Origin of the sequence: Aequorivita viscosa (assembly GCF_900106795.1) — a bacterium.
Lineage (GTDB): Bacteria > Bacteroidota > Bacteroidia > Flavobacteriales > Flavobacteriaceae > Aequorivita > Aequorivita viscosa.
Window position 1 is genome coordinate 123,982 of record NZ_FNNS01000005.1, and the last position, 25,799, is coordinate 149,780.

At 36.2% G+C, this 25,799-nt stretch carries 19 protein-coding genes and 1 pseudogene; 12 read left to right on the forward strand and 8 right to left on the reverse strand.

Annotated features, from left to right (window positions below; genetic code table 11):
* Window positions 1-34 precede the first annotated feature (34 nt).
* From eno to BLW28_RS04300, 3 genes are all read left to right on the forward strand, one after another.
* Window positions 35-1,321 carry a phosphopyruvate hydratase gene (eno, locus tag BLW28_RS04290; protein ID WP_073215446.1) on the forward strand — a complete coding sequence of 429 codons (1,287 nt, stop codon included), beginning with the start codon at window positions 35-37 and terminating at the stop codon, window positions 1,319-1,321.
* A gap of 176 nt (window positions 1,322-1,497) precedes the next feature.
* The gene (locus BLW28_RS04295) at window positions 1,498-2,784 is read left to right on the forward strand and encodes a citrate synthase (protein WP_073215449.1); all 1,287 of its coding nucleotides are present in this window, start codon (window positions 1,498-1,500) and stop codon (window positions 2,782-2,784) included.
* A gap of 63 nt (window positions 2,785-2,847) precedes the next feature.
* Window positions 2,848-3,762 (forward strand): dimethylarginine dimethylaminohydrolase family protein, encoded by a 915-nt coding sequence (locus tag BLW28_RS04300; protein ID WP_073215454.1) that lies wholly within the window; start codon window positions 2,848-2,850, stop codon window positions 3,760-3,762.
* A 111-nt stretch (window positions 3,763-3,873) separates the two neighbouring features.
* Here the strand turns inward: BLW28_RS04300 and mgtE are convergent.
* Window positions 3,874-5,190: pseudogene (gene mgtE, locus BLW28_RS04305) on the reverse strand (magnesium transporter).
* Window positions 5,191-5,545: 355 nt separating this feature from the next.
* On the opposite strand from mgtE, the gene BLW28_RS04310 reads away from it, so the two are divergent.
* The 4 genes from BLW28_RS04310 to BLW28_RS04325 all read left to right on the forward strand — a co-directional run bounded on the left by BLW28_RS04310 (window position 5,546) and on the right by BLW28_RS04325 (window position 11,605).
* Window positions 5,546-7,726: a S9 family peptidase gene (locus BLW28_RS04310; RefSeq protein WP_073215583.1), complete on the forward strand. Its 2,181-nt coding sequence runs from the start codon at window positions 5,546-5,548 to the stop codon at window positions 7,724-7,726.
* 32 nt (window positions 7,727-7,758) lie between these two features.
* Complete coding sequence (locus tag BLW28_RS04315) at window positions 7,759-9,162, forward strand: peptide MFS transporter (protein ID WP_073215457.1); 1,404 nt, start codon at window positions 7,759-7,761, stop codon at window positions 9,160-9,162.
* 36 nt (window positions 9,163-9,198) lie between these two features.
* The gene (locus BLW28_RS04320) at window positions 9,199-10,986 is read left to right on the forward strand and encodes a peptide MFS transporter (protein ID WP_073215460.1); all 1,788 of its coding nucleotides are present in this window, start codon (window positions 9,199-9,201) and stop codon (window positions 10,984-10,986) included.
* Between the two features lie 85 nt (window positions 10,987-11,071).
* Window positions 11,072-11,605, forward strand: a complete 534-nt coding sequence (locus BLW28_RS04325; RefSeq protein ID WP_073215463.1) for a thioredoxin family protein — start codon at window positions 11,072-11,074, stop codon at window positions 11,603-11,605.
* A 15-nt stretch (window positions 11,606-11,620) separates the two neighbouring features.
* Here BLW28_RS04325 and BLW28_RS04330 read toward each other — a convergent pair whose 3' ends face one another.
* From BLW28_RS04330 to BLW28_RS04345, 4 genes are all read right to left on the reverse strand, one after another.
* Window positions 11,621-13,645, reverse strand: a complete 2,025-nt coding sequence (locus BLW28_RS04330; protein ID WP_073215466.1) for a ComEC/Rec2 family competence protein — start codon at window positions 13,643-13,645, stop codon at window positions 11,621-11,623.
* A 252-nt stretch (window positions 13,646-13,897) separates the two neighbouring features.
* Window positions 13,898-14,509, reverse strand: coding sequence for a C40 family peptidase (locus BLW28_RS04335; protein WP_073215470.1), 612 nt, complete (start codon window positions 14,507-14,509; stop codon window positions 13,898-13,900).
* 164 nt (window positions 14,510-14,673) lie between these two features.
* Window positions 14,674-15,804: a lipid-A-disaccharide synthase gene (gene lpxB, locus BLW28_RS04340; RefSeq protein WP_073215472.1), complete on the reverse strand. Its 1,131-nt coding sequence runs from the start codon at window positions 15,802-15,804 to the stop codon at window positions 14,674-14,676.
* 83 nt (window positions 15,805-15,887) lie between these two features.
* Window positions 15,888-16,862: a D-alanine--D-alanine ligase gene (locus BLW28_RS04345; RefSeq protein WP_073215475.1), complete on the reverse strand. Its 975-nt coding sequence runs from the start codon at window positions 16,860-16,862 to the stop codon at window positions 15,888-15,890.
* 178 nt (window positions 16,863-17,040) lie between these two features.
* On the opposite strand from BLW28_RS04345, the gene BLW28_RS04350 reads away from it, so the two are divergent.
* From BLW28_RS04350 to BLW28_RS04360, 3 genes are all read left to right on the forward strand, one after another.
* The gene (locus tag BLW28_RS04350; protein WP_083540666.1) at window positions 17,041-17,547 is read left to right on the forward strand and encodes a GtrA family protein; all 507 of its coding nucleotides are present in this window, start codon (window positions 17,041-17,043) and stop codon (window positions 17,545-17,547) included.
* A gap of 101 nt (window positions 17,548-17,648) precedes the next feature.
* Entirely contained in the window at window positions 17,649-18,455 is an 807-nt protein-coding gene (locus tag BLW28_RS04355) for an SDR family oxidoreductase (RefSeq protein ID WP_073215478.1), read from the forward strand.
* Window positions 18,456-18,472: 17 nt separating this feature from the next.
* Window positions 18,473-19,855 carry an aldehyde dehydrogenase gene (locus tag BLW28_RS04360; RefSeq protein WP_073215481.1) on the forward strand — a complete coding sequence of 461 codons (1,383 nt, stop codon included), beginning with the start codon at window positions 18,473-18,475 and terminating at the stop codon, window positions 19,853-19,855.
* A 99-nt stretch (window positions 19,856-19,954) separates the two neighbouring features.
* Here the strand turns inward: BLW28_RS04360 and BLW28_RS04365 are convergent, their stop codons facing one another.
* Window positions 19,955-21,697, reverse strand: coding sequence for an FG-GAP-like repeat-containing protein (locus BLW28_RS04365; RefSeq protein ID WP_073215484.1), 1,743 nt, complete (start codon window positions 21,695-21,697; stop codon window positions 19,955-19,957).
* A 357-nt stretch (window positions 21,698-22,054) separates the two neighbouring features.
* On the opposite strand from BLW28_RS04365, the gene BLW28_RS04370 reads away from it, so the two are divergent.
* Window positions 22,055-22,834, forward strand: a complete 780-nt coding sequence (locus BLW28_RS04370; protein ID WP_073215588.1) for a LytR/AlgR family response regulator transcription factor — start codon at window positions 22,055-22,057, stop codon at window positions 22,832-22,834.
* A gap of 4 nt (window positions 22,835-22,838) precedes the next feature.
* Window positions 22,839-23,939, forward strand: a complete 1,101-nt coding sequence (locus BLW28_RS04375) for a sensor histidine kinase (protein ID WP_073215487.1) — start codon at window positions 22,839-22,841, stop codon at window positions 23,937-23,939.
* 68 nt (window positions 23,940-24,007) lie between these two features.
* On the opposite strand, the gene BLW28_RS04380 is transcribed toward BLW28_RS04375, so the two are convergent.
* Window positions 24,008-24,346: a DMT family transporter gene (locus BLW28_RS04380; protein ID WP_073215591.1), complete on the reverse strand. Its 339-nt coding sequence runs from the start codon at window positions 24,344-24,346 to the stop codon at window positions 24,008-24,010.
* Window positions 24,347-24,438: 92 nt separating this feature from the next.
* Window positions 24,439-25,776: a Na+/H+ antiporter NhaA gene (gene nhaA, locus BLW28_RS04385; RefSeq protein WP_073215490.1), complete on the reverse strand. Its 1,338-nt coding sequence runs from the start codon at window positions 25,774-25,776 to the stop codon at window positions 24,439-24,441.
* Window positions 25,777-25,799: the final 23 nt, after the last annotated feature.

Genomic DNA, 25,799 nt, shown 5'->3' on the forward strand with positions numbered 1-25,799 from the left:
TTTTAACTAACTATAAATATCAAATTTTAATCCAATGAGCATTATTATTGACATTAAAGCACGCCAAATTTTTGATTCTAGAGGGAATCCAACAGTCGAAGTTGACGTAGTAACCGAAAATGGTTATATGGGTCGTGCAGCCGTACCATCAGGTGCATCTACAGGTGAACACGAAGCGGTTGAACTTCGAGATGGAGGAGGTAAATACATGGGGAAAGGTGTTTTAAAGGCCGTTGAAAATGTGAATAGGGATATTGCTGAAGCGCTATTAGGAATTTCTGTTTTTGAGCAGGAACTTATCGATAAAACAATGATCGATTTAGACGGTACTCCTAATAAATCAAAACTCGGTGCTAATGCTATTCTTGGAGTTTCTTTGGCTTGTGCTAAAGCAGCAGCCAATGAATTGGGAATGCCTTTGTATCGCTATGTAGGTGGAGTGAGTGCAAAAACGCTTCCTGTGCCAATGATGAATATTATTAATGGTGGATCGCATAGTGATGCACCTATAGCTTTTCAGGAGTTCATGATAATGCCTATAAAAGCTAAAAACTTTACTCACGCAATGCAAATGGGTTCTGAAATTTTTCATAACCTGAAAAAAGTATTACACGATAGAGAATTAAGTACAGCGGTTGGTGATGAAGGTGGTTTTGCCCCAACTTTAAACGGAACCGAAGATGCATTGGATACTATAGCCGTTGCGACCGAAAAAGCTGGATATAAACTGGGCGATGATGTAATGATTGCATTAGACTGTGCCGCTGCCGAATTCTACGTGAATAAACAGTACGATTATACTAAATTTGAAGGAGGCAAGGGTAAAGTGCGCTCGTCAAAAGAGCAGGCTGATTATTTAGCAGAGCTTTGTGCGAAATATCCAATACTTTCAATAGAAGATGGTATGGATGAAAATGATTGGGAAGGTTGGAAGTATCTAACCGAGAAAGTAGGCGATAAAGTACAATTAGTCGGTGACGATCTTTTTGTTACCAATGTGGAAAGACTTTCACGCGGTATTTCAGAAAAGATAGCGAATTCTATTTTGATTAAAGTGAATCAGATTGGAACCTTGACTGAAACAATTGCGGCTGTAAATATGGCGCACAATGCGGGTTATACTTCGGTTATGTCACACAGAAGTGGCGAAACAGAAGACAACACAATTGCAGATCTTGCAGTAGCATTAAATTGTGGGCAAATAAAAACCGGATCGGCATCCCGAAGTGATCGTATGTCAAAATACAATCAATTACTCCGAATTGAAGAGCAATTAGGTGATGTAGCTTATTTTCCGCAAAGAAATGCTTTTAAAATCTAATTTTTAAGTGAATTTGAAGACCTTATATTTCCTAAGAAATCCCAGGTTTTTAATTAGAATTTACCAACAATAGATTTAAGTATTTTTTAACCTAAGATACTCCCAAAACGTTAAAATAATCGCTCGTTATTTTGTAATTTAGCGATTCTGAATAATACAAAAACAAATTATAATATATGGCTAAGATAGCGACCCTCGAATTGGACGGTAAAAAGTATGAACTCCCTGTTGTGGAAGGTACCGAGAATGAATTAGGTATTGATATAAAGAATTTGCGTCTTGATACCAAAGGCGTAGTGACTTTAGATCCTGGATATAAAAATACAGGTGCTTGTGAGAGTGCAATTACATTCCTAAATGGCGAAAAGGGCGTGCTTCGTTATAGAGGATATTCCATCGAAGAATTAGCCGAAAAAGCCAACTTTCTTGAAGTTTGTTATTTATTGATTTTTGGCGAATTGCCAACTACCGACCAAATCAAGAAATTTCATAATGACATAAGAGCTCAATCTCAGGTTGATGAGGATGTTAAAAAGATTTTAGATGGGTTTCCAAAGTCTGCACATCCAATGGGAGTTTTATCTTCCCTTACATCTGCCTTGGTAGCTTTCAATCCTTCGTCGGTCAATGTTGATAGTGAGGAAGATATGTACAAAGCCATTGTGAAAATTCTAGCTAAGTTTCCAGTTTTGGCCGCTTGGACCTACAGAAAACGTACAGGTTTGCCATTAGATTATGGAGATGATACATTGGGTTATGTAGAGAACTTCCTAAAAATGATGTTTAGAAAGCCAAATGGTGAGTACAAAACCAATCAAACGGTATTAAACGCATTAGATAAACTGCTTATTCTACACGCAGATCACGAACAAAACTGTTCAACATCTACAGTGAGAATTGTTGGTTCTTCGCACGCAGGTCTTTTTATTTCTATCTCTGCTGGTATTGCGGCATTATGGGGTCCACTTCACGGAGGAGCCAACCAAGCTGTGATTGAAATGCTTGAGGCGATAAAAGCCGACGGTGGCGATACTAAAAAGTTTATGGCAAAAGCTAAGGATAAAGATGATCCTTTCCGATTAATGGGCTTTGGCCATAGAGTTTATAAAAACTTTGATCCACGTGCTAAAATAATCAAAAAGGCCGCAGACGACGTTTTAGAAAGCTTAGGAATCGAAGACGATATCCTTGATATAGCTAAAGCATTAGAAAAAGAAGCATTAGAAGATCCATATTTTGTAGATAGAAAATTGTATCCAAACGTCGATTTTTACTCAGGAATTATTTATCGTGCATTGGGTATTCCGGTAGAAATGTTTACAGCAATGTTTGCGTTAGGACGGTTACCAGGATGGATTGCCCAGTGGAGGGAAATGCGATTGAATAAAGAACCAATAGGGCGTCCACGTCAAATTTATGTTGGAGAGACATTGCGTGAATTTGTACCTGTTGAGAAGAGGTAATCACTAAATTTTAATATATTTGAAAGCACTTCACTCTTGAGGTGCTTTTTTTATATTTGTACTATGATCAAACTGAATATTAATGACGAAGTTTCAACCCTAAGAGCTGTAGTTCTTGGTAGGGCAGATAGTAATGGGCCTGTTCCGAAACTAGAGGATGCTTATGATCCAAAATCTGCTGAACACATTAAAGCGGGAACGTATCCAAAAGACGAAGATATGGTGGCCGAAATGGAAGCTGTAGCCAAAGTATTTGAAAAATATAACATTAAGGTCTATCGTCCGCATTCGATTGAAAATTACAATCAAATTTTTTCGCGTGATATTGCTTTCGTAATCGAAGACAAGTTAATAATAGCCAATATTCTCGAAGATCGTTCTCAAGAAATTGATGCCATAGCACACGTTATTCAACAAATTGATCCGTCCAAAATAATCGAATTCCCGGAAGCCGCCCATATTGAAGGTGGTGACGTAATGCCTTGGGGAGATTACATTTTTGTTGGCACTTATTATGGCGATGATTATTCAAACTATATAACCGCGCGAACCAACACAAAGGCGGTTAAACATTTACAAACACTATTCCCGCATAAAAAAGTAAAGTCTTTTAGTCTTCGAAAGAGTAATACGGTTGCTGATGAAAATGCGCTTCATTTAGATTGCTGCTTTCAACCATTGGGCAAAGGAAAAGCGATAATTCACAAAGAAGGTTTCTTGATTGAAGAAGAATATGAATGGCTTGTAAACTTCTTCGGAAAAGAGAATTGTTTTCATATTGATAAGCGCGAAATGTATGATATGAATAGTAATATTTTTTCTATTTCTGAAGATGTTGTTATTTCAGAAAAAAACTTCACTCGCCTAAATACTTGGCTTCGTGAACAAGGTTTTACAGTAGAAGAAGTGCCTTATGCCGAAATAGCAAAACAAGAGGGATTGCTTCGCTGTAGCACGATGCCATTGATACGTGATTAACTTTCTTCATTAGGTTCTTCGAGCGATAATTTTTAAATACCACATAAACATACGTTTTGGTCTATGTAACAATTTGAAAATCGCACGGGGTAAAGTTGTATTTCTTTCAAGTTACAATAGTTTTCCAGCCAAAAAAAAAGCCGCAATCGAAAAGTAAATTATAATCCCGGTAACATCGACCAAGGTTGCCACAAATGGTGCTGAAGCTGTGGCCGGGTCTAGTTTTATTTTTCTTAGTATAAACGGAATTAATGAACCAGACAGGGTTCCCCAGAGCACAATAAATACCAATGAAACGGATACACTTAAGGCTACGTATAATCAAAATACTCCATAATCATATATTCCTGTTATTTGCCAGAGCCATATTCTTATAAAACCTATACTGCCTAGGATTGTTCCTAAGATTAGCCCAGATAGCAGTTCTTTTTTCATTACATACCACCAGTCTTTTAACTTCAATTCCTTTAAAGCCATAGCACGAATAATCAAAGAAGCGGCTTGAGATCCAGAGTTTCCGCCACTTGAAATAATTAAGGGAACAAACAAAGCTAAAACCACTGCTTTTTCAATTTCACCTTCAAAAAAGCCCATTGCCGAGGCGGTTAACATTTCCCCAAAAAATAGAATAACCAACCATCCTGCTCGTTTCTTAACAAGATCTGAAAGGGTAGATTGGGTATAAGACATATCTAAAACTTCCGTTCCTCCAAATTTATGTATGTCTTCGGTGGTCTGTTCTTGAACTCTATCCAAAATATCGTCAAAGGTTACAATGCCAACAAGTACGCCATTTTCAGTGATGATGGGCAGGGCAGATCGGTCATATTTGTCAAAAATTTCTACAGCTTCTTCGATAGACGTGGTCGTTGTTATGGCAAGGACGTGAGCATCCATAAGTTCAGAGATTTTGGTGGTAGCTTCTGCCATAAGTAGCTCTCCAATTCTAAGGTCGTCAATTAATTTATTGCTTTCATCTACAACATAAACGAAATTTAGTGTTTCTGCTCTTTTGCCTTCTTTTTTGATTAGAGATAAAACTTGAGCAACGGTTTTATCTGGTTTTGTTTGAATGTAATGAGGGGTCATCAATCTCGCAATACTGTCTTTGTTGTATCCAATGAGATTGAGCGCAATTTCTTTTTCTTGACTGTTAAGAAGGCTTATAGATCTTTTAATTAAATGATCTGGAAAATTATCAAATAGCTTAGTCCTATTGTCGGGAGGTAAATTGTTTAACACTTCAGAAAGCTCAATATTACCAAGAGATTTTATAATCTCTATTTGTTCCTTTGGTTGCAAAAATGGAAAAACAAGTGTTTTTTTATTGGAAGAAAGCATGATAAACGACAAGTTTCATTGTTTACTATCCATTTCAGATAATTGTTCTGCGATATCGGCTGGATGCTGATTTTGGAAATCTACCATGAGCTGTATTTTTAAATTTTTTCTATTTAAAAAGAAGGACGAAGTTGGCTAAAAAGATTGCTTTTAACTTCAGTAAAACAAATCAATATTGTTGATAGTAATGTCTAGTGTTGATCGTTTCATCAATATGAAATTAAAGCTTCCGGTTTTATCTAAAAATGAACACTAGCAGGGTTTTGATAAATGAAACATTCTGAAAATATGCACGGAAGAAGTTTAAAATTTTGATAAAATAGGATATAATTAATGGTTTTTCGAGATTTCAAGAAATAGGCTACAAACCCTTATTTAACATAAAAACCGTCTTCTCTTTCACAAAAAATTAGTAAACTTGGCATGCCAAAAATTTAACATTTTGAATAAATTCATCTCCCTATCATTATTGCTGCTTTTCTTGGCGGCTTTTTCCCCTATTACAGGCCAACAAAACGACATAACTCTCGAAGAAATTTGGGGTGGAGCTTTCCGAACTCAAGGTATGGAGGCGTTGCGTTCTCTTAACAACGGAAAGGAGTATGCAGTGCTTAATTATGATCGAAGCAAGAAAGCATCTACCGTCGATGTTTACAGGTATAAAGACGGCGAAATGGTGCGAACTATTTTGAATAGTTCAAATTTGCCGGGAATAAATCACATTATATCATATGAGCTTAACAAAGATGAATCTAAAATTCTATTTTCAACAGGGTTACAGCAAGTTTATAGACGATCTTCATTAGGGATATACTACGTTTATGACATAAAAACTGAAGAATTTTCACTCGTTTCTACTAACAAAATTCAAGAACCTACTTTTAGCAATGATGGTAGTAAAATAGCGTATGGTTATCAAAACAATCTTTATGTGAAAGATTTAAATTCTGGCAAAACCGAACAGATAACCTCCGATGGTGAAAAAAATATTATTATAAATGGAATTACCGATTGGGTATATGAAGAGGAGTTTGCATTTGTGCGTGCCTTTGAATGGAGCCTGAATGGCGATAAAATAGCCTATATTAAATTTGACGAGACCGAAGTGCCAGAATTTAATATGGATGTTTATGGAAATGAACTTTACCCTTCTGCCGATACTTTTAAATATCCAAAAGCAGGTGAAAATAATTCAGTAGTTTCACTTTGGATATATGATTTAAATAAAGGTCGGGCTTCTAAAGTAAATCTTTCAGAATATAACAATTACTACATTCCAAGGTTGCTTTGGACAAAAGATAATGATGTGCTAAGCGTTCAATTAACAAATAGACATCAAAATGTTATTGATTTAGTTTTTGTTAATGTGGCTAATAATACTTCAAAATTGATTCTTGCAGAAAAGGATGATGCCTATGTTGAGGTAACTGATAATTTAACTTTTTTAAATAACAATAGCTTCTTTTGGACGAGCGAAAAGGACGGATGGAACCATATTTATCAATACGATAAAGAAGGAAAACAAATTTCGCAAGTGACTAATGGACCTTGGGAAGTAACAAATTTTTATGGTTTTGATCAAAATACTGGACGTGTGTATTATCAAAGCACTGAAAATGGGAGTATTAATCGTGATGTTTTTTCCATTTTGCCATCAGGAAGAAACAAAGTACGTTTAACTGATAATACAGGTACAAATAGCGCCGATTTTAGCTCAGACTTCACCTATTTTATCAATGTGTTTTCCAATGCAACTACACCGTATACATATACACTTCACCAATCAAAAACTGGAAAGTTAATTCGTGAAATAAAGAATAACAATGATCTAAAAAAACGATTGGCTTCGTATAAAATTTCACCTAAAGAATATGCAACTATCAACGTCAATGGAGCAGAGTTGAATATGTATATGATAAAGCCTTTAAATTTCGACGAGTCAAAACAGTACCCGCTGTTTATGTATCAGTACTCAGGTCCAGGTTCACAAAGTGTAGCTAACAGTTGGATGGGAAGTAATGATTATTGGCACGAAATGCTTGTTAATCAACAAGAAATAATTGTTGTTTGTGTTGATGGTCGAGGAACAGGATTCAAGGGTCGCGATTTCAAAAAAATGACTCAAAAAGAATTAGGTAAATATGAAGTTGAAGATCAAGTTGCAGTGGCAAAAAAGTTAGGTCAATTACCTTATATCGATGCTTCTAGAACAGGAATTTGGGGCTGGAGCTATGGTGGTTTTATGTCGTCTAACGCATTGTTCCAAGCGCCCGAAACTTTTGAAATGGCAATTGCTGTAGCTCCAGTTACAAGTTGGAGGTTTTATGATACAATTTATACCGAGCGCTACATGCAAACGCCTCAAGAAAACCCAAGTGGCTACGACGATAACTCTCCAAATTCGCACGTAAATGGTTTGCAAGGAGAATTTTTGTTAATTCACGGAAGTGCCGATGACAACGTTCACGTTCAAAATACAATGCGATTGGTAGAAGCTTTGGTTCAAGCGAACAAACAATTTGATTGGCGTATTTACCCAGATAAAAACCACGGAATTTATGGCGGCAAGACGCGTTTGCATCTTTATACTTTAATGACCGAATTCATTAAGAACAATTTATAATAAATCAACATTAATCTAAATCAACCATTTATATGTCAGACGCATTACAATATCAAAAGCAAAAAGAAATATTTGGTCATCCAGTAGGACTATATATCCTATTTTTCACCGAAATGTGGGAGCGTTTTTCCTATTACGGAATGCGGGCAATTTTAGTACTGTACCTAGTTGCAGAAACAACCAGTGCAAACCCAGGATTAGGTTGGACAAATGCTGAAGCACTTTCGGTTTACGGGTGGTATACTATGTTTGTTTATGTAGCATCGATTCCTGGCGGATGGATCGCCGATAAGTTTTTAGGACAGAAACAATCCGTACTTGTGGGAGGTATACTGCTCGTAGCGGGCCACGCAATACTTTCTATTGAAGAAATGTGGGCTTTTTACTCCGGACTTGGGTTAATTGTGGCAGGTGTAGGTATGCTTAAGCCAAATATTTCAACAATGGTTGGAGGACTTTATAAAGATGGTGATATTAGAAGAGATAAAGGTTTTACTATATTCTATATAGGAATTAACGTAGGTGCTTTCTTATCGAGTATTATCGTTGGTTATGTAGGTGAAACATACGGATGGCATTACGGATTTGGACTTGCTGCCATAGGAATGGCTTTAGGGTTAATTCAATATTTGGTAGGTCAAAAACACTTAAAATATGTTGGTAATAATACTAACAAATCTATAGATCCAGAAGAAAAAGCTGCAATGAAAAGACCTTTAAATAAAATTGAAAAAGATAGAATGATTGTTCTGTTTATTTCGTTTTTACTTGTTATTGTGTTTTGGGGAGCTTTTGAACAAGCAGGTGGTTTAATGAATCTTTATGCTTCAGAAAAAACCGATCGATTTTTAATGGGTTGGGAAGTGCCAGCATCTTGGTTTCAATCTCTTAATGCTATGTTCATTATTATCCTTGGTACTACTGTCGCCGCATATTGGGCCAAGAGAAAATTAAAAGGAAAAGTTTCTACTTCTCTCTTTAAAATGAGTATCGGTTTAGTAATTATGGGTCTTGGTTTCTTCTTTATGACCGCGGCTGCTGGTCAGTACAACAATGAAGGTTCGTCAGCAATGTACTGGTTAGTTTTAGCCTATTTGTTCCATACAATTGGTGAATTATGTCTTTCTCCTGTTGCACTATCCTATATTACTAAGTTAGCTCCATTAAAGTACGCTTCATTAATGATGGGAGTTTACTTTGCAATGACTGGATTTGGGAATTTATTAGCTGGCTTCTTAGGACAATCAGCTTCCGATTTAGGTGAGTATACTGTATTTACTGGAATAGCAATTTTTGCAGTTGCTTTTGGTATATTGGTTCTTTTAGTGAGAAGAAAGTTAGAAAGCCTTACGCATGGAGCCGAAGAAAATGAACGCGAAATATTGGAACAGGAACCGTTCGAACTTGCAAATGAAGATATTAATAGAGGCAATTAATTTTTAAAAAAATCAATTAAACCAAACTATATACTGATGAAAACAGATATTGAAAATTTATTTAAAGACACCGTTTTAGGGCATCCAGTCGGACTCTTTATCCTCTTTTTTACTGAAATGTGGGAACGTTTTTCCTTTTACGGAATGCGTATTCTGTTAATCCTGTTTTTAACAGCACCTTTAATGAGTGATAATCCTGGTTGGGATTGGCCTCGTGAACACGCGCTAGCTTTAATTGGTACCTATGCTTCACTTTTATACCTAACTCCAATTATTGGAGGATGGATTGCAGATAAGTTTACAGGTTATAGACTGGCTGTTGTAATAGGCTGTGTTGTAATGACTCTTGGCCACGCGGCTATGGCACTGGAAACCACTTCTTCTTTCTATTTAGGATTAGCACTTTTAGTTATTGGCACTGGTTTCTTTAAACCAAATATTACTTCCATTATTTCTGAAATGTATAAAACCAGGGAATCTAAAAAAGATGGTGCTTACACTATATTCTATATGGGTGTAAATGCGGGAGCTTTCTTCGGAATGATGCTTTGTGGATATTTAGCTGAAAACTATGGATGGGCTTACGGTTTTGGATTGGCTGGAATTTTTATGTTGTTAGGAATGCTTCAGTTTATATTGGCACATAAAATCTTTGGAAAAGTAGGGGATAGACCTTCTAAAAAAGTTGAAGTAATTATTCATGAGGAAGAAGATATAAATGATCCTGCCGTAGTTGAAGAAGAAGTTAAAGCAGCCATTAAACTGAACCCATTTACCACGTTTGACTATGTGTTAATCGTGCTATCATCTATAGGTGGTTTGCTGTACCTGTTTAACGATCCGTTAGAAACTATTTACTCAAAATCTTTAGTCCCCTTTCAAATAGGAGGAATGAGTGGAACTAATATTGTAGTTCTTGCTGCTTTGGCAATGTTTCTTCTCTTGTTAATTACACGTATTGCACGTTATTTACCTATTGTTCGCGATAGACTAATTGCAGTTACAATTTTTGCGCTCTTTACAGTGTTTTTCTTTGCTTTCTTTGAGCAATCATTGGGTTCTATGACCTTGTTTGCAAGTGACTATACCGATAGAACTTTAGAAGGAAATTCAGCTACAATTTTTAAAATTATAGATGGTTTACTGACAACAATTCCATTGATTATCATCACCTATGTAATTATACTTATCTTCAAAAAAACCTTTACAAAAATTGGAGCTTCAAACATTGTGTTGGCAATAGCTTTCGTACTGGTGTGGGCATTGGTTATTTATCGTATTTACGACAAAGCATTTTCAGAAGAACTAAGAGTTGACGCTACTTGGTTTGGGATTTTAAACTCGTTCTTTATCATTACCCTTGCGCCACTTTTCTCAAAATGGTGGGAAAGCAAATACAATCCAAGCGCCGCTATGAAGTACGGTATTGGTTTAGTGCTTTTAGGGCTTGGCTTTGCAATTCTTTCTTATGGAGCAATGGACATTCCTCCAGGAGCAAAAACAGCCTCTGTGAGTATGGTGTTTTTAATAATGGCGTACTTATTTCATACTATGGGTGAATTGTGTTTATCGCCACTCGGACTGTCTTATTTAAGTAAATTGGTCCCTGCAAGAATGATTGGTTTTATGTTTGGAGTTTGGTATTTGGCAATTGCTGTTGGACAAAAAGCTGCAAACACAATGGGAGGTATGATTGATAAAATATCTGCAGAATATTCACTTGGAACTTTCTTTTTGATTTTTACGCTTATTCCAATTGGAGTTGGATTTATAGCAATGTTATTAAATCCAGTATTAAAAAAATTGATGCACGGCATTCGCTAATACACAATACAAACTACTTAAAAAACGTTCCTTTTTGTGGAACGTTTTTTGTTTTATTACATTTGAATACTTAAAGACATACTTGATGAGAAATATATTGCTACTTTTTTTGATGTTGACTGTTGGTGCTGTTAACGCCCAACAAATAAATTGGATGACCATGGACGAAGCTTTGGCTGCTCAAAAGAAAAATCCGAAAAAGATTTTTATGGATGTTTACACTACCTGGTGCGGGCCGTGCAAATTACTCGATAAAAACACTTTTAGTGATAAAAATGTAATTGAATACCTTAATAAAAATTATTACTCGGTAAAATTTAATGCCGAAGGGAATGAGTCTATCACTTATCAAGATTTTACATATACCAACCCAAATTATCAACCCGAACGAAAAGGCAGAAACTCTCAGCATCTTTTTGCACATGCAATGAAGGTTACCGCATATCCAACGGTTGTTTTTTTTAAGGAAAATGGCGATTTAATTCAGGCAGTGCCAGGGTATCGAACTCCGTCGCAGCTTGAAATATTCCTTAAAATGATTCATAGTGACGATTATTTAAAAGTTACCACAGCAGAAGCGTGGGATAAATACCAAAAAGATTTTAAATACACATTTTAGAAAAATCCTTTAAATCTATTCTATAAGGAAAGCTCCTTGTTCAGCAGTATATGCAAACGGGAGCTTTTTTAATTTGCAGGTGTTTTCCCATCGTTTAATGTACGAGCGGTAATTGCTTCCATCTGCGATAATTTGCTTTGGGTTTAAGCTATCAATTAAGCGCACTAGATTTACTTTTGGGCTGCCCGTGAGTATCACAGCGTGTATGTTACTTTGCTTCGGAAAAACACCCAAGCTATCTAAAATCAAAATATTCTTTTGGTTATATCGAAATATTTTTGGTAATTTTTCTTCGGAATAATGACTAATGTTTACAGCGGTTTTAAACGATTTTATTGGGTATGTTTTATCGTAACGCAGGTTCAAATCATCTTTGTAAACAGTTAATTTCTTTCCGTTTTTATGGCTTATCAATGTTTTTCTGCTTTTGTGAAACACGATAAGATGGTTTGTAGATGTACTAAATTCGTCATATATGAAAACTGTAAGAATTAATGACACGGCAACAAGAGAAACAATCAGTCTTTGGTAATTCAAATTTTTAACGGCTAGTGCTATAGCAATTATCAGTAGATATGCGGCTATGACTTTCAGTGCCGAAAAGTGGATTTCTTCAAATAAAAATTCATCTTGCAACGCGACCCAATTAATAAATGTATTAAGACCTTCTATCATTCTATTGTATATTTCCGAAAGCCAATTTGGCAAACTGTTAAAAACTGCCAGCAGCACTATTAATATACCACCACACATTAAGATTGTAAGAAAAGGTAATAAAACAATGTTTGTAAACAAGAACAACCCTGGAAACTGATGAAAGTAATATAGGCTCAATGGCAAAACCCCAATTTGAGCGCAAATTGTTACTCCTACAATCGGTCCAGTTTTGCGAACTAGCCAATATTTTGAATGTCCAATTCCTTTAAAAATAGGAAGCAACCAAACAATAAAAAATACAGCTAAATAACTTAACTGAAACCCGACTTGGAAAAGCCAAAGCGGATTTATAATTAATAGCGTCAATAAAGACAGAAACAAAGTATTAGTAGAATTGGTCCTGCGATTCAACAGATTGGCATAAGCGAAAAAGCTGAACATTGTTACCGCTCGGGTTACGGAAGGCGATAAACCTGAAAGGACAGCAAAACACCAAAGAAGCAATACAATTAAAATGGAGTGCAGTACTATGCCATATTTCAATCTTTTTACCGGTTTAAACAGAAATCCAAGGATTATATACAGTATTCCGACGTGAAGCCCAGAAACCGCTAAAATATGCACAGCCCCTGCGGCGGCATAAGCTTCGTATAGGTTCTTGTCAATGTCTTTCTTTTCGCCTAAAACAAGTGCTTGAATGATGGCGCGTTCGTCCGGCTCCAATTTTGACCTTTCCAGCTTTCTTATTATTTCTGCGCGTAGGTTTTGTGCAATTCCAAAGATGGTTTTACTGTCTTTAGAAACTTTTAAAATTTCGTTGCTAGAAATTCTTAGTTGTCCATAAACGCCTTGCAATTTCATATAATTTGAATAATCGAATTGATGCGGGTTTTGTGGTTTTGAGATTTCAGAAACAGTTGTGTAGGTCAATATAACGTTGTCTGGCACCAGAGGTTTTAGTAGCGAATCTTTAGCAATATTTATTAGCACTTTTCCTGAAGTAGCTATTCCATTTATAGCATTTACTTCAGCAAAGTATTTGTGGTTGAATCTATCGGGCTTTAAGGTTTGCGTGATTTTTATTTGCAGGATTTTAGGGGAATTATCAAGAATAATTTTCGAAAAGTGGTTAGGCTGAAATTCTGGTAACCTAATTTGATAGCTGAAAATTCCTATAGCGAAAAAACACAGATATGCAGCTATTCCTAAATAAACCTGTTGTATCAATTGCTGTCGGGCTAGTAGCCAAAAGACGAAAACGAGCGATAGCACAACGACTAAAGGCGTTAGAATTAAAAATGGAATAGGGAAGTAGTGTGCTGTTAGAATGCCCAGCACCAAAAAGAAAGAAAACTTTACTATTGCAAAATTTACAAACCGCATAACCCCATTTTTAAGTCAATATTTAAAATTTACTGGGGAGTGCGAAAATATTCGAGGAGTTGTATTTTATTAAAAAGCTTTTCGGAAAACAACTATCAATTTTCTCTTTGTTTTCAGTGTTTCACTATATTTTAAACAATAAAAACGAAGGTGTATTTTAAGTGAAATGTGAATTAAACTTTTTTAACTTTTATTTTAAACCTCGTAATGTGCCTATTTTAAATCAATTACTAAAATACAATAAATTTTGAATTAAATAACACGGCGTACTTCTACAAAAGCTTTTTTCCAATAAGTTTCTTCTAATGAAGATATAATTACACCTGCTCTTGTGGAGGAATGAATAAACTTTATTTCACCGCGATCTGTTTCAACTACAAGGCCTACGTGGTTTATAACGTTTCTGCTGCTCGTTTTAAAGAAAACCAAATCACCTTTTTCAACATTTTTTAAAGAAATACGAACGCCTTGGGTTGCCATTTCACGCGAAACACGTGGCAACTCGATATTTTCTTTTTGAAATGCAACTGAAATAAGGCCAGAACAATCCATTCCAGATCTTGTGGTACCTCCGAATTTATATCGCGTACCTTGAAAGGTTTTGGCATAGTCGATAATTTCCTGTTTTACACTATGTGAATCTTTTTCTATGCCTTTACTTTCAGATCGATCTTCTTTTCTTTTTTCCTTAGGCTCAGTCTTTGTCCTAGTGGTTGCAACACGATTGTTGCTGTGGTGGGAATTTATTCGATTGTCAGATCTTGAATGATGACTGCTTTTACTGCTTGTACGTCCATGATTTCTGTTCGATCCGCAGGAAATTATAAATAAGCTTAAAAAGAAAAGAAGTACTATCTTTTTCATCAATATTAACTTGAAAATTAATGTTTAAAGGTATGAAAAAATATTTATTTCGCCTTTGCAATATAATTTAGTATCCCTTGTGTCTATTGGGATTAGGTGAAAATGTTATAGGCTTCTAAGCGTCTTTAAAAACAACTTCAAAGTTCCAAGTAAAGTATTCGGTCTTAATGCTCGATAATTCCATCTTGTGTGGCCTTATAAATCAATTTAGCAGTATTTTCACTTGCTCCTTGCCCTCCCAAAGCTTTTTCTAAATCGTAATAATCTGAAAACAATTCGGTTCTTTTTTCTGGGGTTAGAATTTCTTTTAAAGCCTCTTTTAGCTTTTTACTATTAAAATCTGATTGAATCAATTCTGCGACAACTGTTTTATTCAGAATTAAATTAACTAACGAAATATAATCTAAGTTGATAACGCGTTTAGCAATTTCATAACTAACCCGATTTCCTTTATAGCAAACTACTTGAGGAACTTTTAGAAGAGCCGTTTCTAACGTTGCAGTACCCGAAGTAACCAATGCGGCTTCAGAAATACTCAGTAAATCATAAGTTTTGTTTGTAACGAAATGCACATTTTTGGTGGTAAGAAAAGTTTCATAAAATGATTTTTCTTGACTTGGAGCACCTGCAATAACAAATTGATAATCTTTAAAATCCTTGGCCACAGAAATCATTATCTCCAGCATCTTTTTAATTTCTTGCTTTCTGCTTCCAGGTAAAAGAGCAATGATTGGACGGTTATCCAATCCGTTTTCGTTTTTAAATGTTTCTGGATCTATTTGCACTCTGTTGTGAATAGCGTCAATCAATGGATGGCCAACAAAATGAACTGGGAAGTTGTGCTTCTTTTCATAAAAGTCCTTTTCGAATGGGAGTATCACATACATTTCATCAATGTCACGTTTAATATCCTTGATTCGACCTTCTTTCCAAGCCCAGATTTGTGGTGAAATGTAGTAGTGCGTTCGATATCCTTTTTGCCTCGCCCATTTGGCAATTCGCAGATTGAATCCGGGGTAATCAATAAAAATGATAACATCTGGATTGAATGATGCTATATCACTTTTACAGAACTTTATATTTTTTAGAATTGTGCCGAGATTCATTATAACCTCTAAAAATCCCATAAAAGCTAAATCTCGATAGTGTTTTACCTCTGTTCCGCCTGCGGCCTTCATTAAATCGCCACCCCAAAAACGAAACTCCGCTTCAGGATCTACCTTAGTCAAAGCCTTCATAAGGTTGGCGCCGTGTAAATCTCCAGATGCTTCGCCTGCTATTAGGTAGTATTTCATGTAATTGTTATTGCAAATTGCAGGTTGGAAGGTACAAGTTATTGTGAAATTACCTCACTCTTGCTTCCTTTTGCCTGAAACTATTATAGTACATTTTTAATTAAAATATCGAAAAATTGTGTGAGTGTCATTCCTGCTTCACGTGCTTGTTTAGGAACGATGCTTTCCTTTGAAAGTCCTGGATTGGTATTTATTTCTAAAAAATATGGTTTTCCTTTTTCAATGATAAAGTCGCTTCTGCTAATGCCTTTCATGCCTAATAGGCTATGAATACGTCTGGCTTCCTGTTGAAGCATTTGGGTTTCTTCTTTTGAAATTCGCGCTGGGGTTATTTCTTGAGATTTCCCCAAATATTTCGCTGCATAGTCGAAAAATTCATTTTCTGAAACGATTTCAGTGGGTGGTAAAACAATAACCTCGGAGCCATTATTATACACGCCAACCTGAACTTCAGTGCCATTAAGTGCGGTTTCTATAATTATTTCTGAATCTTCAGTAAAGGCTTTTTCAATCGCTGGCATTAATTCTGCCATATTATGAACTTTACTAATTCCGAAGCTAGAACCAGAACGATTTGGCTTTACAAAACAAGGCAGTCCTGTTTTTAAGACTATTTCTTCTAAATTAATGTTAGTGCCTTTATTTACATAATAGGAATTCGCACACAAAACGCCGAAACCTTTAAGAACAGAAAGGCAATCCCGTTTATTAAAACTCAGAGCGGCTTGATAATAGCCAGTGCTGGTATGTGGAATTTCTAATAACTCCCAATAGGCTTGAAGGTAACCGTCTTCGCCAGGGGTTCCATGTATTGTGTTGAAAATAACATCTGGGTGAATAATGTCGTTTCCATTGCTAAAACTAAAATCAGCCTTGTTAATAGGGTGTTTTACGCCATCTTCAGAAAGATGAAACCATCCTTCTTTTAAAATATGGACAGGGTAAACTTCATATTTGTTTTTATCGAGAGCATTGCAGACAATATTGCCACTACCGATAGAAATTTCGAATTCGCTGGAATAACCTCCCATAGCGACTGCAATATGTTTTTTCCCCATACCAAAAGGTTTAAATGTGCGTTTACAAAAGTATGAAATAATGTTCTCAGTTTTATTAATAGTTTAAGAGATATGCCATAGCCATTTTTGATGGTTTTAATAGTATAATCATACTTGGAAGTGTATTTTATATCGAATCGATTTCAGTTTTTACACCCAAATATCGGTTGTATTCTGAATGTTGATTTCATTCCCTACCTTTGCCCGCTTTGTGATGAAAGATGGTATAACTAGATTTATTGATGCTTTTTATTTTCTGTTTCGGCCATTTTTACCGCTAAAAACATATAGGTATGCGGCTTGTGGCGGAGGCAACTTGGTATTTGATATACTCCTGTATTTTATTTTCTATAATTTTATTTTTGCAAAACAAAATCTCGACTTGTATTTCGTCGTGCTAAGTCCACATATTGCTTCCTTGTTCGTTGTTTTTCCAATTACGTTTACAACAGGGTTCTTGCTTAATAAATACATCACGTTTGAAGATTCTAACCTGCCGTGGAAAGTTCAATTTTTCAGATATTTTTTAGTTGGGATGGGCGCCTTAATACTCGGATATGTGTCGATGAAATTCTTTGTCGATTTGCTCGGTTTTTATCCTACACCTTCCAAATTACTCACCGCCATCATTACGGTTGGTTACAGCTATATTCTTCAGAATAAATTCAGTTTTAAAGTCAATTAGTATGTTTTTATTTCAGAATTTATATAGGCTTAAAACTCCTACCGATTACCGTTGGTAAAGACATCTTTAGCCGTTATCTTTACGTAAATTAGAATGTGTAAATGGGAAAGTTTAAACAGAAAACGATTCTTATAACAGGAGGCGCCTCGGGTATTGGCAAGATAATGACCCGTTTGTTTTTAGAGCGCGAAGCTAAAGTGGTGATTTGGGATATAAACCTACAACAAATGGAGGAAACTATTTCTGAATTTGCTTCAATAGGAAAGGTTGTTGGCTATAAGGTGGATGTTTCTAATGTTGAAGCAATTCAAGAAACTGCTCAAAAAGTAAAGCTTGATGTTGGGTTTGTAGACGTAATCATAAATAACGCTGGGATTGTGGTTGGTAAGTATTTTCATGAACACTCCACGGCCGATGTCATAAAAACAATGGAAATCAATGCAAATGCCCCTATGTTAATTACCAGTGCGTTTCTAGGAGATATGTTGAAGCAGAATGCGGGTCATATTTGCAATATAGCTTCGTCTGGCGGACTTATTTCAAACCCTAAGATGTCTGTTTATGCAGCGAGTAAATGGTCGCTTATTGGGTGGTCCGATAGTCTGCGAATTGAAATGCAGCAGTTGAAAAAAGATATAAAGGTTACCACCGTAATGCCTTATTATATCAATACCGGAATGTTTGATGGGGTGCGATCGAAAATTCCAATTCTTGAACCAGAGGCAGCAGCCCTTAGCATTGTTAAGGCGATTGAGAGGAATAAAATCCGACTCACCCTGCCAGGATATATTTATCGGGTTACCAGGTTGGGACAGGCTTTGTTCTCCGTTCGGTTTTTTGATTGGTTTACAGGAAGTGTCCTGGGAATTTATAAAACGATGGAGCACTTTACGGGTAGAAAAAAATAATTATTGAAGCAAATTTTATGGAAGAAACATCAAGGGAAATAGTTGAGCAAAAGTTTGCCAAACAGAGCGCTTTTTTCGCGACACATCAAACGAAGGAGATAGATTTTCGACTTGCTAATCTGAAGAAGTTAAAACAAGTTGTTCTCGATAATGAGGAAAATATAAAACAGGCACTGTGGGAAGATCTGCATAAATCACCTGAAGAAGCATATTTAACCGAAATCAATATTGTGGTTAGCGAAATAGACCACCACATTAAAAATATAAAGAAGTGGGCAAAACCTAAAAAAGTGTCAACACCGCTTCAGTTACAGCCGTCTTCGAGCAAAATTATTTATGAACCATTGGGAATTGCTTTGATTGTTGCGCCGTGGAATTATCCTTTTCAGTTATTGATAAATCCGTTAGTGGGAGCTATTTCAGCTGGTTGTTGTGCCATCTTGAAGCCATCGCCAGATACGCCAAAAATCGCCAAATTGATGGAAGCAATGATAGCTGATACTTTTATTTCAGACTACATAACTGTTGTTCAGGGTGGCCGAGAAACAAACACACGGCTGTTAGCGCAACCTTTCGATTTAATGTTTTTTACAGGAAGCTCTAAAGTTGGTAAAGTCGTTATGAAAGCAGCATCCGAACACCTGTCAAAAGTAATTTTGGAATTAGGTGGGAAAAGTCCGTGTATCGTTGATGCCGATGCAGATATCGACATTGTCGCAAAGCGAATTGCTTGGGGAAAATTAATCAATGCAGGACAAACGTGTATTGCACCCGATTATCTTTTTGCCCATAAGTCCATTAAAGACGAATTGCTGAATAAAATTGCCGAAAATATTTCAGCGATGTACGGCGAAAACCTAAAGGAAAGTCGTTTTTATCCGCGAATTGTAAACGATAGTGCTTTCGAAAGACTCACAGGTTTATTAAACGCAGGTACAATCCATACCGGAGGCGAATTGGATGCTAAAGAGCGCTTTTTTCCTCCAACAATTATTGATGATGTCCAACCAGGATTTAAAATTATGCAGGAAGAGATTTTCGGGCCAATTTTACCGGTATTGTCGTTTGGCGATATTGAGGAAGCGGTAGATTACATCAACAGAAATCCAAAGCCTTTGGCCTTGTATTATTTCGGAAAAACTAAAAATGCCGAAGAAGTATTGTCAAAAACCACCTCTGGTGGAGCTTGCATCAACGATGTTTTAATGCATATAACTAATCACAACTTGCCGTTTGGCGGTGTGGGTAATAGTGGATTGGGCAGTTATCACGGAAAAGAAAGCTTTATAGCGTTTAGCCACAAAAGGGCGGTGGTAACTACTCCTACTTGGATTGACATTCCGTTTAAGTATATTCCATTTAAACATTTTGAATTGGTAAAGAAATTTGTTTTAGGATAGATTTTCCAATCATATTTAAATGGAAAAACGTGTTGGATTATAACTCATTGACGATCCAACACGTTTCTTTTTGAAAGCAATCTTCAATAAAAAAACCTTCTATTTAATAATGATTTTCTGAGAAGTCACTCTTTCGTTGTTGATGATTTTCAGAATATATTGCCCCGCACTTAAGTTGCTCACATCGAGATTTATTGAAGATTCAGCATAGCTGATCTGCTCATTTACTTTTCTTCCATTTAAATCGAAAATTTCGACTTTTGAATCTAATTCATCTTTCGGAAAATTGATGACTAAAACATCATCTGCTGGCATAGGATAAACAACATATCCAAATTTAGCTGCAGAAATGGTTTTCAATTGAATACCGTTGCCTTCTACTACCAAATAGGTGTTGTTTTCGTCAATATCATTAAAAGTTTCAACTGCGCCAGAAGGCCATTGAATTTGAATTTCGGATACAATTGTAGCATCACCCAACCCAAAATGATTGGTGTAACTGTTCTGGCTACAGTATCCACTGGCCGCTTCAATTTGGCGTGTTTGCCAAACTTCATTTCCATTTATTGTAGCTCTAACCTTAACTTTCGCGCCAACAGCCGACCCATTGGAAGGATTGCCAACACATTTAATTTTTATCCAATTATTCCCGCTTCCCGTATTTTTGAAAAGAGAGTTGCTTTGGTTCTCATCAAATGTATTCGCCAAAATAACATCTAACCAGCCGTCGTTGTTGTAATCGCCAAAGGCACATCCAAAAGTGTTGCCTTGGTGATTCGCCAAGCTGCTTGTCGTGTCTTTAGTAAAAACGCCAGTTCCGTCATTTATGAAAAGTGAATTTGTGACTTGTCCAGGATAATATGCGTTGCAAACTAGTAGGTCCAAATCGCCATCATTGTCTACATCTGCAAAGGCAGAGCCAAACGAACTCCCTATTTCTAAAGCGATTTCAGAATTGGTTTGTTCTATGAATGTTCCGTTTTCGTTAATAAAAAGTTGATTGTTTTGCCCATTCCAGTTGGCAATAAATAAATCGAAATCTCCATCATTATCAACATCGGCCCAAGAACTTCCAGCCGAATTTCCCCCACTTTGGGTAATGGAAAGATTCGTGATTTTCGTGAAATTATCGGGAACATCATTTCGAAAAAGTGAATTGTTGGCATTATTTTCATTGGTAATAAACAAATCGCTATCGCCATCGCCATCATAATCTATCCAGTTTATGGAACGGGAAGCAAGGGTTTCATTAGTTATGGACAAACCTGTAACCGCTTCAAAAGACCCATCGCCCTGATTTGCGAAATATAGATTCCTCGTAGAAACAACACTATTCGTAATGTATGCATCGAGTAATTGGTCGTTGTTGAGGTCTATCCAATTCGCCATTTCAGAATAAGTCAACGGAATTCCTATAGCATTGTCTGGTTCGTATTCAAAGGTACCGTCGCCATTGTTTCGGTAAAAATAGTTTTTCTTGCCTGTGCCGTTCCTGCCGTAAGTTACAACCACTGCATCCAAATCGCCGTCATTATCAACATCGGCAAAGCTCGCACCGTCTGAGCGGTCGTTGTCCAATACAATGTCATCGTCCGTTACGGTTGTAAAAGTGCCATCTCCGTTATTGATATAGAGCATATTGTTTTGACCAGGAGCTGGGCCGTTGGTAAAAAATATATCATCCCAGCCATCGCCATTCACATCTATAAAATTGGCACTTCGCGAGGCGGAAGGTGTTGTGGTAATGCCTTCAAAAGTTGTTTCTTCAAAGGATTGCGCATTTATATTTTCAGTAAAAAAAATAAGAGCACAAATACTAAAAGGTAGCATAGATTTTTTCATATTGGTTTGGTTTTACGTTCTTCTTTAAATGGTTAATGTGTTTTCAAAGGGTGAAATTAATTTGAAACTCCATAGTAATGTTCAGTTATGTTGTGAACAGAAACATATTGTTTTGAATGTCTTTTAAACTGTTTTAAAACGTTGTTCTGTAATCGATGGTTTACTTTCCGAATATGGAAGGTCTACAACCTGTGGAAAAGACGCGAATCGCTTCATTATTGATGCGAATGCCTGAAAAATGGGTTTGAAGGGTACTTATTTTGAAATGACCAATTACAAATCAATTAAATTGATGTTTAGGTTTGCTACATTTACTTTTTGAAAATCGTTTAGTAATTAAATAGATTGGCTGTTTCAATGAAAATAAGTTGCCTGATAATTGATGATGAACCCTTGGCTAGAAAGCGATTGCTGTCATTGGTAGGAGAGATGGATATTTTACAGTTGCTCGGGCAATGCAAAACCGGGCAAGAAGCTATTGCTAAAATAGAAGAATTACAACCCGACCTTGTGTTTTTAGATATCCAAATGAAGGATATGAATGGATTTGAAGTTCTGAAAAAGTTGAAAACCGCCAAAAAACCAATGGTTATTTTCGTTACTGCTTTTGATACGTATGCAGTAAAAGCCTTTGATGCGTTCGCGTTGGATTATTTATTGAAACCCTACAAAAAGGAACGTTTTCAACAGGCGGTGGCAAGAGCAGAACAACAATTTGAAAAAAAAACACAGAATAGTTTAGACCATAAGTTGCAAAAGTTGTTGCAGTATATTGAAGGTAAAAAAACTGAAAAGAAGGCCGCAACTTCAAAAAACAAACTGCCTATAAAAACTGGAAACACAGTGTCCTTTATAGCGTATTCCGAAATCCAATACATTCTCGCTTCAGGAAGTTACGTTGAAATTTGCACACGCGATAAAAAACACGTGCTTCGCGATTCTCTTCAAAATATAATGAAGGAAATAGAAAGTAAACAAATGCTTCGGATTCATCGTTCTACCATTATAAATACGGTTTTTTTAGAAAAAGTAATCCATTCAAATTTCGGTGAAATAGACGTGAAAATGAAAGACGGTTCGCTTTTCAGGGTAAGTAAAAGTTACCGGAAGGATTTTCAAATGAACGTAGGTGTATAAGGAGATGCTGAAAAAACACATAGACATAAAACTCCTAAAATACCTTGCTGTTTTTTACACCGTAGTGATTCTGTTGGTGCAATTCAAAAAAAGCTATTGGAAGGTTATTGGCTCCAAAAGTTACGGCCCATTGGGTTGGGGCGATTTGTTTAGTTACAGTGTTTTAATAGATTGGGTTGTCGTGATAGTTTTTATGACGTTCATAAGTATCCTAACCAAAATAATGTTCGAAAAATGGGGTGCCGAAGGATGGAAGAAAATAATTTGGGTACATGTTTTCTTTTCTTTTTTTATCGGGTACTTCATCTTTTTTATGACAGCCGTTATTTCCCTAATAATAGGAGAAACATCTTTTTCTGAGGCTTCGCGCTACCTTTCTTTCAACTATTTTATTGCAGTTGTAGAGGTAAATTTCCTGGTCTATTTTGCGATGATTGGTATAATTAACGTTTATTATTACATAAAGAAAGTACGTAATATTGAAATTCAAAAAGCACAGGTCGAAACGCATCTTGCCACGGCAAAGCTCAATATGCTCAAAGCGCAATTACACCCTCATTTTATATTTAATACCTTGAATAGCATTTCAGCTTTAGTTGAAATAGACAAAGAAAAAGCACAAAACCTGATTGCCGATTTTGGAGACCTTTTCCGCGACTTATTGGATTTTAAGGATGAAAATTTAATTCCACTTTATAAAGAACTTGAAATTCTCGATAAATATATAGGTATTATTTCCGTCAGGTTTTCAGACCATCTTTCCATTGAAAAATATATTGAAAAAGATGTTGAGAATGCACTGGTTCCACACATGCTTTTACAGCCAATTGTTGAAAATGCCATAAAACACGGTTATGGATACAGTACAACAGAGCTAACTATAAGCTTGAAAATCCATAAAGATGCCGAATTTATTTTTTTTGAAATTGAAAACGATGGCGAACCAATAGCTCAGCCATTTGAAGAATTACTTCAGAATGGTACTGGCCTAAAAAACACGCAGGACAGACTGAAAACCCTGTATGGAAATGAAGTTGGGTTTAAGGTCGAAAACAATATAAGCAAGCGGGGTGTCATTACTTTAATAAAAATTCCGTTGAAGTGATAAAAAGGGATTCAAGAGTTTTTTTACTTGAAATAAAATCTGATACGGCATTCTCAATTTCAATATAGCTAGTCTGCACTTACAACCTGTAAGCCAATAACCGAAATAACCAAGGTAGATAGAAAAAACATTCTCCAAAACGTTACTGGTTCCTTAAATGACAAAATGCCCATTAGTACGGTTCCAACTGCACCAATGGCGCCCCAAACCGCATACGCAGTGCCCACGGGAATTGCTTTATCGCCTCCCATAGCCTTGAAAAGCAAAAACATGCTAATACATACGCAAACAGCAAATGATATGAGCCAAAGCCAGAACTCCTTTCCTGAGGCGTGTTGCGCTTTCCCTAAGCTTATGGCGAATCCTGTTTCAAAAATTCCGCCAATTATTAGTAAAATCCAATTAATACTCATGAAGTCAAATATAAAGGATCGCTTTTAGAAACAGTTTCAATTCTAAAAGCAATCCAGATAAATAATTTCAATATTTTGCGCGAAAGCTATTCTTTAGGTTTCTGTTGGCCTGATGGATTGTGGTTGAACATACCTTTTTTAGTGTTAAACCTTAAAATAGCAAATCCAATAATAGCGGATAATAATGAACCTGCCAAAATTCCAATTTTTGCCGAATCTATGTATTCGGGGTAGTTGGAAAAGGCTAAACTAGCTATAAATATTGCCATAGTAAAACCAATACCTGCTAAAAAAGAAACACCTACAATCTGTTTATTTGTGATGTCTTTAGGAACGTCAATAATTTTTAATTTTCGAGCTAAAAAGATAATACCGGTAATTCCGATAAATTTCCCCAATACCAATGAAACCATGATTTTCCAAACAAGGTTCAATTCTAATCCAGTGCTAGTAAGGGCCACACCAGCATTAGCAAGAGCAAAAATAGGTATTACAACGTATGCTACCCAGTTGTGTAGCTTATGCTCTAAATGCTGAAGCGGTGAGCGATATTTATCAGACCAATCCTCAAGGTCGTCTATAAGTTCAAGTTGGTCGGTAGACAATACAGGCCGCTGAAGAACTGTGGTTTTCTTTATTTCGGCAACTATACTGTCTAATTGATCTGTAAATTCATGGGTGCTTATTTTTTGTCTAACTGGTATAGCAAAGGCCATTAGAATTCCTGCTAAAGTAGGGTGAAGTCCTGCCTTTAAAAATAACAACCAAATAATAAAAGCACATACAATGGCTAAAAACTCGAAATACAAGCCTCTATGACTCAGGAAATAAATAACGACAAGTAGTGCTAATGCGGCGCCCAGCAATACAAAATTTAAGCTGCTACTGTAAAAAATGGCAATAACAAGTACAGCAGCCAAATCATCTACAATAGCAAAAGCGGTTAAAAATATTTTTAAGCTAAGAGGTACTCTGTTTCCTAAAACTTTTAAAATAGCCAAGGCAAAGGCTATGTCGGTAGCCATAGGAATTCCCCAACCTTTTAAGGTTTCGGGGTTATCGTTTAAAATTAAAAAAAGCGCTACTGGAAGAATAATTCCACCAATCGCCCCAAAAAGAGGGAACATTATTTTTTTTGGTGTGTTGAGTTCACCAATTAACAGCTCGCGTTTTATTTCAAGTCCGATTAAAAAAAAGAAAATAGCCATCAAGCCATCGTTAACCCATAGAATCAAGGGTTTTTTTAACTCGAAGCTATCCGATGTAAACCCGATTTCATATTGCCAAAAATCTTGATAACTTTCAGCAAACGCCGAATTAGCCCATATCAAGGCTATAATCGTGGTTGCGAGCAGTAAGATTCCACTCGAAGTTTGAAGTTTTACGAATTTTTGAAAAGGAGATAGTATTTTGTCTTTTGTCATTAGGTTTTTGTTACGCTGTTATC

Bases quoted from the DNA above. Each gene is read 5' to 3' on its own strand.
- eno (WP_073215446.1), top strand. From the start codon at position 35: ATGAGCATTATTATTGACATTAAAGCACGCCAAATTTTTGATTCTAGA.
- BLW28_RS04295 (WP_073215449.1), top strand. From the start codon at position 1,498: ATGGCTAAGATAGCGACCCTCGAATTGGACGGTAAAAAGTATGAACTC.
- BLW28_RS04300 (WP_073215454.1), top strand. From the start codon at position 2,848: ATGATCAAACTGAATATTAATGACGAAGTTTCAACCCTAAGAGCTGTA.
- BLW28_RS04315 (WP_073215457.1), top strand. From the start codon at position 7,759: ATGTCAGACGCATTACAATATCAAAAGCAAAAAGAAATATTTGGTCAT.
- BLW28_RS04320 (WP_073215460.1), top strand. From the start codon at position 9,199: ATGAAAACAGATATTGAAAATTTATTTAAAGACACCGTTTTAGGGCAT.
- BLW28_RS04325 (WP_073215463.1), top strand. From the start codon at position 11,072: ATGAGAAATATATTGCTACTTTTTTTGATGTTGACTGTTGGTGCTGTT.
- BLW28_RS04330 (WP_073215466.1), bottom strand. From the start codon at position 13,645: ATGCGGTTTGTAAATTTTGCAATAGTAAAGTTTTCTTTCTTTTTGGTG.
- BLW28_RS04335 (WP_073215470.1), bottom strand. From the start codon at position 14,509: ATGAAAAAGATAGTACTTCTTTTCTTTTTAAGCTTATTTATAATTTCC.
- lpxB (WP_073215472.1), bottom strand. From the start codon at position 15,804: ATGAAATACTACCTAATAGCAGGCGAAGCATCTGGAGATTTACACGGC.
- BLW28_RS04345 (WP_073215475.1), bottom strand. From the start codon at position 16,862: ATGGGGAAAAAACATATTGCAGTCGCTATGGGAGGTTATTCCAGCGAA.
- BLW28_RS04350 (WP_083540666.1), top strand. From the start codon at position 17,041: ATGTTGATTTCATTCCCTACCTTTGCCCGCTTTGTGATGAAAGATGGT.
- BLW28_RS04355 (WP_073215478.1), top strand. From the start codon at position 17,649: ATGGGAAAGTTTAAACAGAAAACGATTCTTATAACAGGAGGCGCCTCG.
- BLW28_RS04360 (WP_073215481.1), top strand. From the start codon at position 18,473: ATGGAAGAAACATCAAGGGAAATAGTTGAGCAAAAGTTTGCCAAACAG.
- BLW28_RS04365 (WP_073215484.1), bottom strand. From the start codon at position 21,697: ATGAAAAAATCTATGCTACCTTTTAGTATTTGTGCTCTTATTTTTTTT.
- BLW28_RS04370 (WP_073215588.1), top strand. From the start codon at position 22,055: ATGAAAATAAGTTGCCTGATAATTGATGATGAACCCTTGGCTAGAAAG.
- BLW28_RS04375 (WP_073215487.1), top strand. From the start codon at position 22,839: ATGCTGAAAAAACACATAGACATAAAACTCCTAAAATACCTTGCTGTT.
- nhaA (WP_073215490.1), bottom strand. From the start codon at position 25,776: ATGACAAAAGACAAAATACTATCTCCTTTTCAAAAATTCGTAAAACTT.